Source organism: Pseudomonas sp. ef1 (assembly GCF_007293365.2).
GTDB classification, from domain to species: Bacteria; Pseudomonadota; Gammaproteobacteria; order Pseudomonadales; family Pseudomonadaceae; genus Aquipseudomonas; species Aquipseudomonas siliginis.
Genome location: NZ_CM129815.1, coordinates 3,767,390 through 3,781,319, shown reverse-complemented (window position 1 = coordinate 3,781,319; position 13,930 = coordinate 3,767,390). Strand labels below are relative to the sequence as shown.

The 13,930-nt window shown below is 50.8% G+C and carries 19 protein-coding genes and 1 pseudogene; 12 read left to right on the top strand and 8 right to left on the bottom strand.

Translation table 11 applies throughout. The annotated features are described in order from the left end of the window. Positions 1 to 4 precede the first annotated feature (4 nt). Positions 5 to 577 carry a DUF2441 domain-containing protein gene (locus FEE99_RS17185; protein ID WP_081932668.1) on the bottom strand — a complete coding sequence of 191 codons (573 nt, stop codon included), beginning with the start codon at positions 575 to 577 and terminating at the stop codon, positions 5 to 7. A 174-nt stretch (positions 578 to 751) separates the two neighbouring features. Between FEE99_RS17185 and FEE99_RS17180 the strand changes: the two genes are divergently transcribed. The 3 genes from FEE99_RS17180 to FEE99_RS17170 all read left to right on the top strand — a co-directional run bounded on the left by FEE99_RS17180 (position 752) and on the right by FEE99_RS17170 (position 1,758). Further along, positions 752 to 1,063, top strand: a complete 312-nt coding sequence (locus FEE99_RS17180) for a hypothetical protein (RefSeq protein ID WP_256675360.1) — start codon at positions 752 to 754, stop codon at positions 1,061 to 1,063. A gap of 11 nt (positions 1,064 to 1,074) precedes the next feature. Further along, positions 1,075 to 1,365 (top strand): hypothetical protein, encoded by a 291-nt coding sequence (locus FEE99_RS17175; RefSeq protein ID WP_237143771.1) that lies wholly within the window; start codon positions 1,075 to 1,077, stop codon positions 1,363 to 1,365. Between the two features lie 81 nt (positions 1,366 to 1,446). After that, positions 1,447 to 1,758, top strand: a complete 312-nt coding sequence (locus tag FEE99_RS17170; protein ID WP_041481064.1) for a hypothetical protein — start codon at positions 1,447 to 1,449, stop codon at positions 1,756 to 1,758. 16 nt (positions 1,759 to 1,774) lie between these two features. Here FEE99_RS17170 and FEE99_RS17165 read toward each other — a convergent pair whose 3' ends face one another. Continuing rightward, the gene (locus tag FEE99_RS17165) at positions 1,775 to 2,869 is read right to left on the bottom strand and encodes a putative phage abortive infection protein (RefSeq protein WP_081932670.1); all 1,095 of its coding nucleotides are present in this window, start codon (positions 2,867 to 2,869) and stop codon (positions 1,775 to 1,777) included. Between FEE99_RS17165 and FEE99_RS17160 the strand changes: the two are divergent. From FEE99_RS17160 to FEE99_RS17150, 3 genes and pseudogenes are all read left to right on the top strand, one after another. Beyond that, positions 2,868 to 3,266: pseudogene (locus FEE99_RS17160) on the top strand (hypothetical protein); the annotation flags it as partial. The gene FEE99_RS17165 and the pseudogene FEE99_RS17160 sit on opposite strands and share 2 nt — an antisense overlap. Positions 3,267 to 3,572: 306 nt before the next feature. Beyond that, on the top strand, positions 3,573 to 3,962 hold the full coding sequence (locus FEE99_RS17155) for a hypothetical protein (RefSeq protein WP_447121718.1): 390 nt from the start codon (positions 3,573 to 3,575) through the stop codon (positions 3,960 to 3,962). A 101-nt stretch (positions 3,963 to 4,063) separates the two neighbouring features. Further along, complete coding sequence (locus tag FEE99_RS17150; protein WP_081932674.1) at positions 4,064 to 4,942, top strand: hypothetical protein; 879 nt, start codon at positions 4,064 to 4,066, stop codon at positions 4,940 to 4,942. An 85-nt stretch (positions 4,943 to 5,027) separates the two neighbouring features. On the opposite strand, the gene FEE99_RS17145 is transcribed toward FEE99_RS17150, so the two are convergent. The 4 genes from FEE99_RS17145 to FEE99_RS17130 all read right to left on the bottom strand — a co-directional run bounded on the left by FEE99_RS17145 (position 5,028) and on the right by FEE99_RS17130 (position 7,419). Next, on the bottom strand, positions 5,028 to 5,303 hold the full coding sequence (locus FEE99_RS17145) for a hypothetical protein (RefSeq protein ID WP_064361160.1): 276 nt from the start codon (positions 5,301 to 5,303) through the stop codon (positions 5,028 to 5,030). A gap of 64 nt (positions 5,304 to 5,367) precedes the next feature. Further along, the gene (locus tag FEE99_RS17140) at positions 5,368 to 5,985 is read right to left on the bottom strand and encodes a hypothetical protein (protein ID WP_143979108.1); all 618 of its coding nucleotides are present in this window, start codon (positions 5,983 to 5,985) and stop codon (positions 5,368 to 5,370) included. Between the two features lie 7 nt (positions 5,986 to 5,992). Then, the gene (locus tag FEE99_RS17135; protein WP_143979109.1) at positions 5,993 to 6,346 is read right to left on the bottom strand and encodes a hypothetical protein; all 354 of its coding nucleotides are present in this window, start codon (positions 6,344 to 6,346) and stop codon (positions 5,993 to 5,995) included. 332 nt (positions 6,347 to 6,678) lie between these two features. Next, entirely contained in the window at positions 6,679 to 7,419 is a 741-nt protein-coding gene (locus FEE99_RS17130) for an abortive infection system antitoxin AbiGi family protein (protein ID WP_041481067.1), read from the bottom strand. A gap of 512 nt (positions 7,420 to 7,931) precedes the next feature. Between FEE99_RS17130 and FEE99_RS17125 the strand changes: the two genes are divergently transcribed. From FEE99_RS17125 to FEE99_RS17100, 6 genes are all read left to right on the top strand, one after another. Next, on the top strand, positions 7,932 to 8,201 hold the full coding sequence (locus FEE99_RS17125) for a hypothetical protein (RefSeq protein ID WP_052392238.1): 270 nt from the start codon (positions 7,932 to 7,934) through the stop codon (positions 8,199 to 8,201). Positions 8,202 to 8,250: 49 nt separating this feature from the next. After that, a complete protein-coding gene (locus FEE99_RS17120; protein ID WP_041481068.1) occupies positions 8,251 to 8,445 on the top strand; it encodes a hypothetical protein in 195 nt (64 codons plus the stop codon). Positions 8,446 to 8,495: 50 nt separating this feature from the next. Continuing rightward, positions 8,496 to 8,744, top strand: a complete 249-nt coding sequence (locus FEE99_RS17115; RefSeq protein ID WP_041481069.1) for a hypothetical protein — start codon at positions 8,496 to 8,498, stop codon at positions 8,742 to 8,744. A 44-nt stretch (positions 8,745 to 8,788) separates the two neighbouring features. Next, positions 8,789 to 9,031, top strand: coding sequence for a DUF4224 domain-containing protein (locus tag FEE99_RS17110; protein WP_041481070.1), 243 nt, complete (start codon positions 8,789 to 8,791; stop codon positions 9,029 to 9,031). A 1-nt stretch (position 9,032) separates the two neighbouring features. Beyond that, the gene (locus FEE99_RS17105; RefSeq protein WP_041481071.1) at positions 9,033 to 10,082 is read left to right on the top strand and encodes a tyrosine-type recombinase/integrase; all 1,050 of its coding nucleotides are present in this window, start codon (positions 9,033 to 9,035) and stop codon (positions 10,080 to 10,082) included. An 807-nt stretch (positions 10,083 to 10,889) separates the two neighbouring features. Then, positions 10,890 to 11,873: an LLM class oxidoreductase gene (locus FEE99_RS17100; RefSeq protein WP_041481072.1), complete on the top strand. Its 984-nt coding sequence runs from the start codon at positions 10,890 to 10,892 to the stop codon at positions 11,871 to 11,873. A gap of 415 nt (positions 11,874 to 12,288) precedes the next feature. Here the strand turns inward: FEE99_RS17100 and FEE99_RS17095 are convergent, their stop codons facing one another. Both FEE99_RS17095 and FEE99_RS17090 read right to left on the bottom strand, forming a co-directional pair. Further along, positions 12,289 to 12,591, bottom strand: a complete 303-nt coding sequence (locus FEE99_RS17095) for a putative quinol monooxygenase (protein ID WP_023047152.1) — start codon at positions 12,589 to 12,591, stop codon at positions 12,289 to 12,291. A 228-nt stretch (positions 12,592 to 12,819) separates the two neighbouring features. Beyond that, positions 12,820 to 13,920, bottom strand: coding sequence for a low temperature requirement protein A (locus FEE99_RS17090; protein WP_041481073.1), 1,101 nt, complete (start codon positions 13,918 to 13,920; stop codon positions 12,820 to 12,822). Between the last annotated feature and the right edge of the window lie 10 nt (positions 13,921 to 13,930).

The window sequence follows — 13,930 nt, the reverse complement described above, 5'->3', positions numbered from 1 at the left end:
CCCGCTATTCCGACACTCGTTGCCCAACCAATGTTGGGAGAGGAATCAATATCTCCCAAAGTGGCTCATCCGCTAATTTATGAGGTGATTCCTCACTGGACCAGTAAAGGTGTGCCCGCTGATACAGTTCCAATACAGAGCAATCAGTGCCTAACAGATTCATATCACCGCGATGAACCGCGCTCTCGGTAATTACCTCATATATTGAAGCTGATTCTATCTCTTGTTCATTTTTCTCTTTCGCGAGTAACTCCCTAAATCGCTTTGCATCACTAAAATGTTCGCAAGCAAATAGCGACTGATAGCGGGATGGCTTTTCCGGGAAATAGCTACGGCGCACCAGCTCAAATATTAGCCCCACTAACAGAGAGTTACTCGCCCCAGTTAAACTATTCATTACTACTTCAGGATTGTAGAGATAATTGTAGCCGTGTTTGGACAAGCCTTCAGGGTGTATTTGGTTGAGGAAATCAGTCTTCACTGGCGTATCGGGCGTGTAAGAGCCTAGAGATATTTGACAATAAGGAGCCAAACTTCGCGCGGAATCAACAGTGTAATACTTTGCATTGTTACTCATATGCTTATCTCGTGTAGTACTGCTTGGTCGAACCTGCAGTCTACGGCAGGACCCGTCACCTGGGCAGTGGTGAGTACGCCGGGGCTGTCCGGCACCTACCCTTCCCCACCTCTACTCGTCAGCACTTTCCCCTGCGCCCAACGGCAACCAGCAGGCGGCGCCGAGTGATGACGAATGAATACAACCCCAACACCCACCGAGGGATCAGCCATGCAAATGCACCCACTGATGCAACAGCGCCGGGAAGTTCTCAACGCCTTATTTGTTCGCTCCCACGCAGCCCGTGAAGAGTTCGCCCGACTTGCAGGTCTGGCGGCGCCGAATAAGAAAGTGCGCTTTCAGGTGAGGACGGTCGGCAATGCTTACCACATCGTTGACCTGGTCACCGGCAAGACAAAGGCCTTCCGCTTCAATTATCAGGTCGCGCTGAACATGGCGATCGCATTCGAAAAGCAGGCGAATCGCTTGGCGGAAGGTGTGCATTGATCGGTGCACCAATGCCAAACCCACGAGACCAGTTGCTCGACAACCTAAGCCAGCAACTTGATCAGTTCTTCGGTTCCGGCGGTAAGGCTCAGCAAATCCCCAGTGGCGTCACTGGCGATCCAAAGCTGGCATCCACACCGCATCACGACCGTCTGCGAGTCGAGCGCAACAAGATCGCCCCGAAGGTTCGCGAACTGGCCGAAGCCGGCAAGACCATCAGCGAGACGGCCAAGACACTGCACATGCACGTCAAGCGGGTTGCGCTGATCGCCAGCGAGAACGGATTCAGGTTCAACTCATGAAACGCATCAGTAACCGGGCGACGACACGCCGCCGACAAACCTGGCTGGACTTGCCGGCCAGCGGAATTGAAGAGGTAGGCCATGGCCAAGAGCAACGCGCAATTGCAGAAGGACAAGCGAGCCAAGGAGAAGGCGCTGCTCGATCGCATCGGCGCCGAGAAGCGATCGCTGATTGTCTCGAAAGCTTTAGATGACGCCCTTCATATTCTCGGCGGGCGCCACGGCTTCGAGGAATGGCAGGAGACGGTGTCGACGTTCCTGATCAACCTCGCCGGCGCAACAACCTGTGAGTCCGGTCGCTTCGCCAACATGTCGCGACCGGAAATCATAATAACGGAAAAACAGTCGCGACAGCTTGAGCAGTTTGCCGAGCCTGGTATCGAGACTAACTGAAGGTACAGTAAAGTCTTCACCGCCCCCCTACTATTGCCCGCATGTACAATGCGGCTTCATTAGCGCCGAAGGACCGAGCATCAAATTCATTCAGTTCGCCTACGTCAATTAGCATATTAGTATCCAAATTATCAAAGACCTTGAATTCTGAAATATACTTTTTAAAACCATTCCCTTGTGCACTTAGGCAATTGTAATAAAGTACAACAAGCTCAAAATCCGACAAAAATGATCTGACTATCCCGCCAAACTTAGGCGCGTCTGGATGACCCGACTCTGAGATAAATCTAAAAACAGAATACAAGCTTCTAAAATACAAACTCAAATCACCTTGATACTTGAGCCACATGAGTTCATACGCATCATCAAGCTTACTGTACTCTGGAGACATACTCTCACGGAATTCAGTTTCAAAAAAACGATACCAAGCCTTGAAACAATCCCTACCAGAGTATAGTAACTCACCTTTTTTCTTCAGATCGAAGCCACTAACAACACTCTGCTGCAATGCCAACATACTATAGAACTGAGATTCTACTTGCTGATTCGAGACTTGAGCACGCGACTCGATTAAATCTTTTCTCTGAAGGAGCATCGTAATTAACACACCTGAGAAAGCCAAGCCCGAGAACAACGCATTCAAAGTTCCAAAACTATCGCCAAATGCACCTTCACGAAGCTTTTCTGGAACTCCGCCAAAAGGAACATCCCAAAGCATAGTAATAAAAAAAGAAACATAAACAAAAAACACCATAAACAATAAAAGCGCCACCTTACCAGAACTACTCAGCCTATAATTCAAGCGCCTTGAACAACCAATCAAGAGATAGCAGAACAGAAAAATACAAACTACCAAACCGACATAAAACGACAAACTTACGTTTGAAAAACTGCTTGCATAAAATCCGCTTACGACCTCGTCGCCAGATCGTGCAGCGCCCATAATATTCGTATAGCCAAGATCTCTTGTATCTAAAGTAAACCAATCGACTCTTTCAGCTGCCATCATTTTGTCGCTTTTTTTGGGTTCTCGAAACCTGCTAGATACCCTATTTATATCCAAATTGCCACCACCGGTCACGGAGGGCGGCGCCTGACTGGAGAAATTCATGAGCCACAACTGCGAATACGTTCGGCAGCATTACCAGGTGCCCGCCGAAATCGGCCGCCGCGTCATCGCCTACGGCAAGCCCGGCGTCATCCTGGCAGATAGAGGCCATTAGATCGGCGTGGTGCTGGATGATGATCCGAAGAAACGGATCGCCAACTTTCACCCCACCCACGAAATGCAGTACGGCGAGATGGCGGAAACGCTGCCCCTCAAAGAATGGATGGTCCTGCCGTTCAAGCATGACTGGAGCGATCTCGACTGGAACCGCGAAGCCCGCGAAGATCTGGTCAGGGTGTGGGCAGCCACTCGAAGTCAGGCCAAATACAAGGCCTATGAGCGGCTTCAGGATTACTGCCACAGCATCAAGGCGATGTTGCACTTCAAGGTTCGGCGCGCCTGCTCGACTGCATGCCCACTCGCCTCAGACGAAGCTAGGCGGCTCAACGATTCGATGCGCCGAATCCATGTAGCTGGCCAGGTCGATCACCTCCCGAAGGAACACGACCACCTCCAGCTTCACTGCGTCGTCCGGCAGCCCTATCCGTTTCAGCATTGCCTTGGCGTCCTCTTCAATAGCCGCCAGCGCATCTACATCGCTCTGCAACCTCATGTCGGCCTCCTGCCAGTGTGAGTTCAGAGATACATACCCCACTTCTACGAATCACGCCAGCCGGCGAGGCAGGCGTATGCCCGGAGAATGCTTATGAGCACTTTCGCTGTGTTTGGAATGACCATTGATGTCGCCACCGCCGAGGCGCGCAAGAAAACGAGCGGCACCCGCAAGAAACTCAAAGCTCCAGGCGGCGTCGAGCCAATACCGGAGCCTGAGTGGCTTGAGCTGGTTCGCAAGCGTGCCGAGAAGATCATGGGGGGGGCTACGGTGCGTCAGCTCTCGCCATTGTTCGACGCGCCGCAGTACGCCGAGCAGTGCATGGAGCTGGCTCGCAAGACTTTGCGCTGTCGTGATCTGAAGATCAGGGCAAAGGCGGTACTGACTGACACCAAGGGGAAGCCAATCCTCAATCCGAAAACCAAGGTGCCGAAGGTCGGCTTTACAGATTGGCCGCAGATGCAAGGAGCGCAGGCGACATAATCTGCACCTGATCAACCTACGGGAAATCGCTCTGGCTACTTGGCAAAGTCGGCATGAAGAGGCAGGATAATGGCGAATTGGCATGAATCAGGGAAGAACATATGCAATACGCTCTGTGCAGAAATGACGGAAAAACTTGGGAAGCTTATGCATTTTCAAGGCTAGGCCACTCGGAGTTAAGCGATAAGCGTAACAATCTTATCTGTACAATGTGCGGAGCATTGGCATGGTTCCGAAAGGAAAGTACCCACGGTCACCCCGCTCACTTCTGTGCCCACCACAACAATGAATGCGAGTTAAAAGCAGAATACGTAGTTGTCGACCAGGATAAGGGAGATGGCACTGAAGCGGTAGATATGCTGAAAAGCAGTGGCGATATCATAGTACGTCTCGACAAAGAAAAGGGTGGTGATATCGACGTAGCTCCACCTGCAGAGCTTCCAGGCGGTCCGGCTTCGCAAGACGGAAGAACACACCTTGTAAAAGGTGGAGATAGATTGTCGAGTCAGGAGTTTACCTTACGTCGAATTCTGCATCGATTAGTACAGAGCCCTGATTTTCGGAATTCCTCCGCAAAGCTAACTTTTTTTAAAAAGGGCGATGAGCCCTATATCTCAGGATGCGTAAAGGATATCACTCGTGCATTCAGCGAGATTTCAAAGGAAGAAACAAGTGAGAACCCCATGTTCTACTGGGGACCAATCACCAGCGTCAAAACAACGCCAGATGGAAAGATCTGGTTAAACTCCTCTCCACAATATCAATCTGTCAGCGTGGCAATATTCCCGGATATTGCTGATGACTTCATAAAAAGCTTTAATATTGATGAGCTAGATGATTTAGCTGGCGCACACATCCTCGTCTCTGGAAAGTGCTTTTTCACCGGAAAGCAACAATCTAAACCTATCATCTGGTGCGGTGCAGTGAATCAAATTGTAATTCGACGTTATCGAGCAGCCAATTTGCAAATAGCTGGATAACACCAAGCATAGGCCAGGCACTCGTTAGTTGCCTGGCGAACTTATAAAAATCAAATAATTTCAGCCTACAATTCAGTAAGATATCTCACTGTTCATTTTTTCGCACCGCGTCATGATCAGAAGAAAACTCACACATATACACGCTCTGAATCGCACAAAAGCCCTTAACTGGCATCTTGATATCACCGCGCATGTACCTCAGAAGTTTATGCGCCTCCACGTGGACGTGGTCAGCAAATAGGGTTTGATGAGCGCGGCTTGCATTTCCCGGGGGAGTGTTACCGAAGTCACTTGGGCAGTTGGTCCACCGCCTGAAGAGCTCCACCTGCGCGTCACTTGCAAACTGATCATCTTCCTGCATTCACAACTCCTTGGCTCTGTCCCATGCCGGTTCGAACATAAATACCCCACTTATATGAATCACGCTAGCCCGGGGAGTCATAAGTCTTATCTACATTTTTCTCTAAGACGACACCTTCCACAGGTGCATCTCCTGTATAGGCAGGTGCAGAGATATTTTTATTATTAGTTAAATCTGAAGTATTCAATCTCACATCGCAAGCAAGCTGCTCGAGCTTTTTCGCTTGTTCGCTAACAAGCTTATTGAGCTGATCGATATTAATATTTGCCTCAATCTCTGACCCTTTAATAATTCTCCCGGAATCGTCAACCAGTCCTTGAGAGGGTGGTAGACGCTCTCTATAGGCGATAGCTTCCGCATGCGCTGCAAACATTAAGAGCATCTGTTTTGTTGGCTGATTACGCGGATCAAAAGTCAGCGTCATATTTTTATCATCAGCAGTCAATTGAGTAGCTCTACCACCAGCGAGCTCAGAATTTCTATGAGATAAAAGCCAGCATAAAAATCCGCCTACTCCAAAAAAACACGCTCCTGCAAGAGGGATCTCCCAACCCGATTTTTCAGTCCACAGAAATGCACAGCTTGCTAGCAAGCTTGCGCCCGAAAGAACAAGGCAACCAACAGTAAAAATTTGACTTTTTTGGGGAGTGAGAGAAACAGTCGTTTCGAATTTCCCTTCCATGCTCATGTCAGGCGGCCCCAATAGAGATAGTGCCATCATCGTGATAAGTTGGAGCAAAATATGGGAATTTATCCTTCATATAATCATTGCGAACATGAAACAATCGCACGATATTTAAGACCATACCTTCAAATACAATCGATGTTTCTTCGTCGATATAACAGCGATCCAACCGAATTGAGCTCGTAGCCACATGAAGCATACAACCATCAAATCTACAGTTCTGAAAAGTCCAACCATCAAGCCTCATTGTTTGATCTTTAAACCATTGACCTTTAACAACTGGGTTCGTCGAAAAGCCGAGTCCCTGAGCAAGACTATTAAAAGGACTAGGAGGTGGTGGCGCTGAAGGAAAGCTCAATTTTAGACACCTATTAAAGTTAATTGTAAGTCACTCGAACAATAACCCACGAATTTCAATTTCGCCAGCAAGGAAAGCCCTTAATCATCCTTCCCGATCGGTACGCATGCTGCTCAGATTACTCAGAACCGAACCAAGAGCGCACCTTTTGAAACTCGACTGAAGGCCACCTTCCACCGCCCGGGCATGCCCCGGCATAGGACGCCAACCGTGATCAATCTCTTCTGGCGAATCATCGCCAAGGTACTCGCGCGCCCGGACATCGCCGACTGGCTCATAGCCAATGCCCTGCGCACTCCTCCGAGCACCTCAAAAAACAACGAAAGAGCTGATCACATATCGAGGCTTATACTCTCTAACGAAACAACCCTGCTCATTAAAACCTTCAAATCCGCACTAGGGTATGCATCAAGCTCTGCTTGAATAAAATTTATTATTTCTGGAATATCTGAATCTCGCCTGACAAAAATATATCGTATATCAGACGGAGCAACCCTCAACAAACAGTTTGCCCTTGTGTTCTCATTATGATCCGACCTTTTCTCAACATCATCATAAACACTCTGAATGATATACTGCTTTACGTCATCATGCTTAGCGATGTAGCGCCACTCAGATTCCTGATAAAACGCTTTCTCTATGGGCTTATCCTCTATGATCATAGTTCCAAATGTAGGCTTGGTAAAAGCGAGAAAATCACGCAACACCACCTTTATCTTAGCTGTTATTTCCGCATCGCCCCCCAAATTTGACAATGTATTTAGTTCGCGATAGGCGCCCGATACATTATTTCCACCTGAAACATAAAACACAGGATTTAGGCCATTTTTTTCCGCCCACTCCCTTGTAAGACCGATACCAAATGAGCCATAAAAATCAACGTGCTCAGATATACGAGTCAGTGGTATTTCACAAAAACAAACCATTGGATAGCCTATGTAGCTGAACTGCTCATATCCGAGCCAAGCGACATCTTCTAGGCAATATCTTGGCCAGAACCCTCCTTTCAAGATCAACTTCAGTGTTTCTACATTCTTTGTAAAGTGAAATAACGCATTTGATTTTGGAGTCATTCCATTGCCTCAAACTAAAAATTAAAAATCACCCCGAACATTTACTGACGGCCGGCGTAGAAATGGACATCACGCTTCCTTTTTCTTTGAGCGTCGTCGCCAACGCAGTATTCCATTCAGATTGATAGAAATTCAATAGCCCCTTCAAAGTGAGCCGCTATAGCGGCAAGGACGACGTCATGTCTGAAGAAACCGAAATTCGCCTCAATAGCGCAGCGCGGGACGTCATGGCCGAACGGCAACGCCAAGTGTCCCTCGAGGGCTTTTCGCTGTATCGCGATGACCTATACGTCAATGGCGAACTAGCCGAAGCGGCGTCTACCTATGCAAGCCTCGCCGGGAAGCCGCGCAGCCTGAGCACGGCCTGGCCGCTTGTAGTCGGGGAGTTCAAGCCGAGTGCAGATCGGCGCCGTGACCTTGTGAAGGCGGCAGCCCTGCTGCTTGCAGAGATTGAGCGCGTCGATCGCGTCGGACTTATCAAACACTGGCCGGTAAAGCGGGATGAAAACGGCATGTTCTGGCACCCGGATCTGCCATCTTTCGATGAGGGTGACGGCGACAAGTGCAAGAAATGGCTCGACGAACAGGGTTTAGTTGTGAAGATATCCAGCATTGAGGACGCCCTGGACGAGATATCGGAGCGCTACTTTGACTCCCAAAATCCGGACTGCGGCTATTGGGAACCGGATCGTCCAAATGGCGAAGGCTGGTTCTGCCTTTCGATTCACGACACTGACGATGGCCCGGTCTGTTGGTGGGCGCGACGCGAGGTGACGCCATGATCTTCGCCCCGCTCTACATCGCCTCCCTGATCTGCAGGGAGCGGTGGCGATGAAGGTTGTCCCACACACCGGCTGGCTTAGGCGTCGGCTCGAATCCGCAATCATCCTCCTAGCAGCCTGGATCATCGACGGTCGCAACGTTAGGCGATCCGGCGTCGTCTCCCGCCGCGATAACAATGACATGCGGTACATGGCGGAAAAGCTCGAAGGCATCGCCGATCGCATAAAACGCCAGTACCCGTAATCGCTCCCCAACTCAACAGCCTGTCAGTGTACGGCAGGCGAGGAATCCTCATGCCCGGATTAACGTACGACCAGAAGCTGGTGGATTACGCAACGGCACCGAAAGCATCGGCCGGCACCATCTGCCAGATCGAGAACGGCGATTTCGTGAAGCACTGGTGCGGGAAGCTGCGCGGCAAGTTCATTCAGGTCGGCCCCACTTGGAAGGCCGCGACAAAGCAGCAAGCAATCGAAAAGGCCCAGGAGTTTCGCGAGCAGTGCCGGGCAGAAGCAAAAGCGAAAGGTTTGTTGCCCGCATAACCCATCACCAACTGCTACCGCCAGGCGCGGCATGGAGCATCACAATGGAAACTGAAATTCTCTCCGACGAGGAACTGGCCGTACTCACCGGCTACAAGGCCCGGGCCTACCAGCGCCGCTGGCTGATTGATCGCCAGTGGGTGTTCGTCGAAAGCCGTGGCAAGCGCCCGCTGGTGGGCCGCATGTATGCCCGCATGAAGCTGGGCATGATCAGCTCTACGATCGCCGATACGAACCCGCCGCCGGCTGCACCGGTATGGACGCCAGACTACTCGCGAGTGAATTGATATGCGCCCCCGCAAGGCCGACACACGCAGCTTGCCGCCTCGGATGTACAAGTGGACACGAACACGAAAAAGCGGAAAGGTTTGGATCGCCTATTACTATCTGGATATGACAGGTAAGGCGATCCCGCTGGGCAAGGATCTGGACTTGGCCAGGGTCAAATGGGCGGAGCTGGAGGCGAAGGAAAAGCCGCTTGATCTGCGCACTATGAAAGGCATCTTCGACCGATATATCCGCGACATCGTATCGAAGAAAGCGGCACGGACGCAGAAGGACAATTTGTCAGAGATCAAGCAGCTTCGGCCGATGTTTGACAGCGCTCCCATCGACTCAATCACCCCAGCAACTATCGCAGGGTACCGCGACGCGCGGACCGCCAAAGTACGGGCGAATCGCGAGATTGCCACCCTCTCCCACGTTTTCAACATTGCTCGAGAATGGGGACTGACGACCAAAGAAAATCCCTGCCAAGGCGTGCGCAAAAACAAGGAAACGCCGAGGGACTATTACGCGAATGATGTTGTTTGGGATGCTGTTTACGTGAAGGCAGCTCAAGAGCTGAAGGACGCGATGGACTTGGCCTATCTGACCGGGCAAAGACCGGCAGATGTCCTGGTCATGAGGAAGGACGATGTCGAGGGAAATTACTTGGGTGTGCAGCAGAACAAGACACACAAAAAGCTGCGTATCCAGATTACTGACGGTGATGAGCCAAACAGTCTGGGCCTGTTGATCGGGAAAATGGCCGAGCGCAATGCTCAGCACATTTGCAGCTATTTGATCGTGAGCGCACGCGGCAAGCGGATGACCGCGAAGATGCTTCGCGATCGATGGGACAACGCCAGAGAAAGGGCCAAGAAAGAAGCTGAAGAAAAAGGCGATGTTCAGCTGGCTGAGAAAATCGAAGGCTTCCAGTTCAGAGACATCAGGCCGAAAGCGGCGTCGGAAATCCTCGACGTCGGCGATGCGAGCCTACTCTTGGGGCACACCAAAGGAGACATTACCGAGCGCGTTTATCGACGAGTTGGCGCCATTGCCAAGCCATCGAAATAGCCCCAAAAACCGTTACAAAACTCAAAATCCGCCCCTTGTAGAATGCGGGGTGTAGAGGTGTCAAAAAATAAACGTATCGTAACGAAAAGCGGCTACAGGCCCCGGTTTCATTGGCTTTGCATATCGGTCTTGAAAACCGTCGACTGTAACAGGTCCATGAGTTCGAATCCCATCGCCTCCGCCATCTTTATACGACAAAGCCCTGATTATTCAGGGCTTTGTCGTTTCTGGCTTTCAGGAAACTTGCTCCTGTCTCTATGGATCGTTTCCGCATCTTTTCGGCCATTTCCGCAACCCTGCTTTCAGACGCCCTCCTCCGGTCAATTTCAATTGCCAGATTTAATGCCACAGACGAGTTTTTACTCGAGCAGTAGGCTGCTTTCGGCCAGAAGCGGACGTCGGCAAGCGACCGCTACCGGCCAATAGCGGCCGTTCTGGAATGGCAGGAAACGACCGATAACTGCCTTCGATACGCGACTTTCGCCCGCCAGCGGCGCGATTGTAAGAATATGGCGGAGAGCTGCAAAACCGCCTACGCTTATAGAATAATTCCTCGAACGCCTTGCCCATCTGGTGGTATAGAGCCGAGAGATCTGACTTCCTTTGACCGTCCGCTTAACACCCACCCGGACCAACCCGCGCCTATCGCCAGCAACTGCCCCCTGAGTCCGGTCCACACGACCAGCAGTACGGCGCAACGGGTAAAAGCCAGACCCAGTCCCCCCATCTGCCGTTCAAAAGCGACCGATGCCGCAGCACCTATGGAAACGGGGGCGCTGTTCACGTTCTGCCATGAGGTCAATCCGTATGTATCGGCCGAGCACGATTCCTTACCAGCAGCATCGAGGGTTCAGCCGAACCTTCACTCAGGGGCATTTGAGCCTTGGATTATTCTTTCCCATGGAGGCGTTCGACGGGGACACTCCGAGCATGCTCAACCAGGTCACACTGGCTAAACAAGCCGAGGCGCTGGGCTTCTGCGCGCTCTGGTTTCGCGACGTGCCGCTTCGCGACCCTGGCTTCGGCGATGTCGGCCAAGTCTTCGACCCCTGGGTTTACCTGGGTTATATGGCCGCCCATACCTCGGAGATTGCACTTGGCACCGCCTCCATCGCCATCCCGCTGCACCATCCCCTGCACACGGCCAAGGCGTCAGCCAGCGTCGATCAGTTGAGCACTGGTCGCTTGATTCTGGGGGTTGCTACGGGAGATCGGCCAGTGGAGTTTTCGGCGTTTGGCGTCGATCCCGAAAGGCGTGGAGAGATCTTTCGAGAACACTACGAAGTGATTCGCCGCGCCCACAGCACCAGTTTTGAGCCCATCCACTGGAGCACTGGTGAAATGCAAGGCGCAGACCTGATTCCGAAACCTACCACCCAATTCATTCCAATGCTCGTGACCGGCAACAGTCGCCAGTCACTGGATTGGATCGCGCGTGAGAGCAGCGGATGGATCAACTATCCACGCATTCCGAACATGCAGCGGCTGGTCGTGGAAGATTGGCGACTGGAGGTCACGAAACAATGTGGCTCTGTGTATAAGCCCTTTACTCAGTCGCTGTACATCGATCTCGATGAGAATCCGTCAACGCCACCCACACGTATCCATTTGGGGTTCAGACTTGGACGTTACCATCTACGATTTTTGCTGGAGTCGCTTGAGGAAATCGGCGTGGACCACGTCATTCTCAATCTCAAATACGGCAAGCGCCCTGCGGTGGAAGTTATTGAGGAATTGGGTACGCACATCGTTGCGCAGTTCGGAGTGCAGCCGCGTCAGGCAGCTCATTGAACATCGGTCACTGCTACGCCGACGAATGCTCACTTGACGAAACCATAAGGTGTCACGGCGCGGATGACCTCCGGTTCTATATCAATGATGGAGATCTTCGCGCCATGAGCGACCGGTGCTCGGCAAACAATCTACCCTACCCAGCCTAAACCCGAGATGAGCACGTTGCCTTGCGGATTCTGTGCGGCTCCACGCCGTCCATGGACACGATTTGCGCGCGTATCCTTTCACTTATACCGAGCGCGCGAGCATGGCATAAATCCTGGACACGGCACTCTAGCCATGACATTTATCTTCAATACAGGTGTTTTGATTGATCACCGCCCGGAACAGCAGCAGGACCAGGCTATCCTGATTTTCACAAAATACATCGTGGGCCTCCCAGTACTGACTGGGAGCTTCCTATTGGGTTTGCTTAGCCGGGTAGCTTGGCCGCAAGGACGTCAACCTTCTCGATTGATGGCGGTTCGGCAAATAGCTCGGCAGCGTTTGCCATAAGCGCCGCCGCGACCTTGCCCGAAAGATGAGCCTGCCGGCCCGCTTCATCCGGGAATGCGTCAAAGATGCCAAAGGTGGACGGCCCCAAGCGGATTCCAAACCAGGCTGTAGTGGCTGGCTCCTCCTCCACTAACGGAAGGCCGCCCAAAAGAAAGCTCTCTACATCCTTTTCTTTCCCGGGTTTTGCTTCCAGGCGAACGAACAACGCTACTTTGACCATGATGTGGCTCCTGTTGTTACGATGCGGCTGGCGCTATCAGATCGCGATAGCTAAGAGGGGCATCCGAGACTCTTAACTATGGTCGACGATACCAGGATTACAAACCCAAATAGACCAAGGGTAGCGGCGAGTAGCGCACGGGCAGTGAGAACGACGTAGTGGGCAACATGTAACCGCAAGTCAGCCACTTGCTCACTTGGTCCCACCCTCTGGTCTGATAATAATGATTCAACGATATCTGAAATTTAGAAAAACATAAGAGATCATGGTTGCTGTCAGGCCGACCAATATGTACTCGATGCGGGGTAAAAATACGACTAACCCGCCCAAAGAAAACACTATCAACGTGTTTTGCAGTATGTATTTCCTTATTCTACTCACGGCTATGAAATAGCCATATTGCTTACCTAGGAAAAACAAGGCCATGCCGGTGATCGACATAATCTGAAAATCGCGTATCGCAATGTCGTTCAGGATCGCATGCCTTATCAAATTTGCCAGAAGTGCCAGCCCCATAAAAAGAAAAAGGTGCGAGTAGATTAAGGCGTGCCCACTCATACTGCCTTGATGTTTGTTTAATAAGTAAAAACTATCAAAATAGATCCACCAGATACTGCAAATCATGATAAATCCGGTGATGGCCGCCATCACATTATAATAACCCCATTGAATGTTAGATAAGCCTCCGGAAAGGCTAATAATTGACTCCCCCAATAAGATTAGGGTGAGTAGGCCTATGCGCTCAACCAAGTGTTCCGTGTGTGCTGGCAACGGTTTTAGTTTAGTCCAGAAAAATACAGGAAACAGAATATCAAGAACAATCCCAATATAAGCAACAAGGTAACGCAAGGGCGGGTCAAAAATAACGGATGAAAGGCTAATAACTGCGCTAACTAATAGGGCGAACCCAAGCCTTGAGGAAAGTTCGCCGCGAGAATCGAGTTTACTAATGGATGAAATGTACATAACACTGATGATCGCACGTATACCAAAATAGCAGGCAATAATAAGCGGGTAGTTCACTTCCAGGTCTTCCCCGATCCGTGCCGATAGCACAATGAGCAGGAGCATTATGAATAATGTTGCCAAACGGTGAAGATTGCTGTCTGTATCGAACCTGTTGGAGTAAATCGTGTGACTGGACCAGATCCACCACAACGGTACAAAAAGCAGTAAGAATGTCCATAATTGCTTATGTTCAAAGTGCCCGTCATGAACATGTCCGAGAGTGTGCGTAACCTGGCCTATCGTAACAACGAAAGTCAGGTCAAAAAACAACTCCAACCATGTGGCGTGTCGATTTTCTTCATAATACTTCAAAGATTTCATTAGTTGCCGG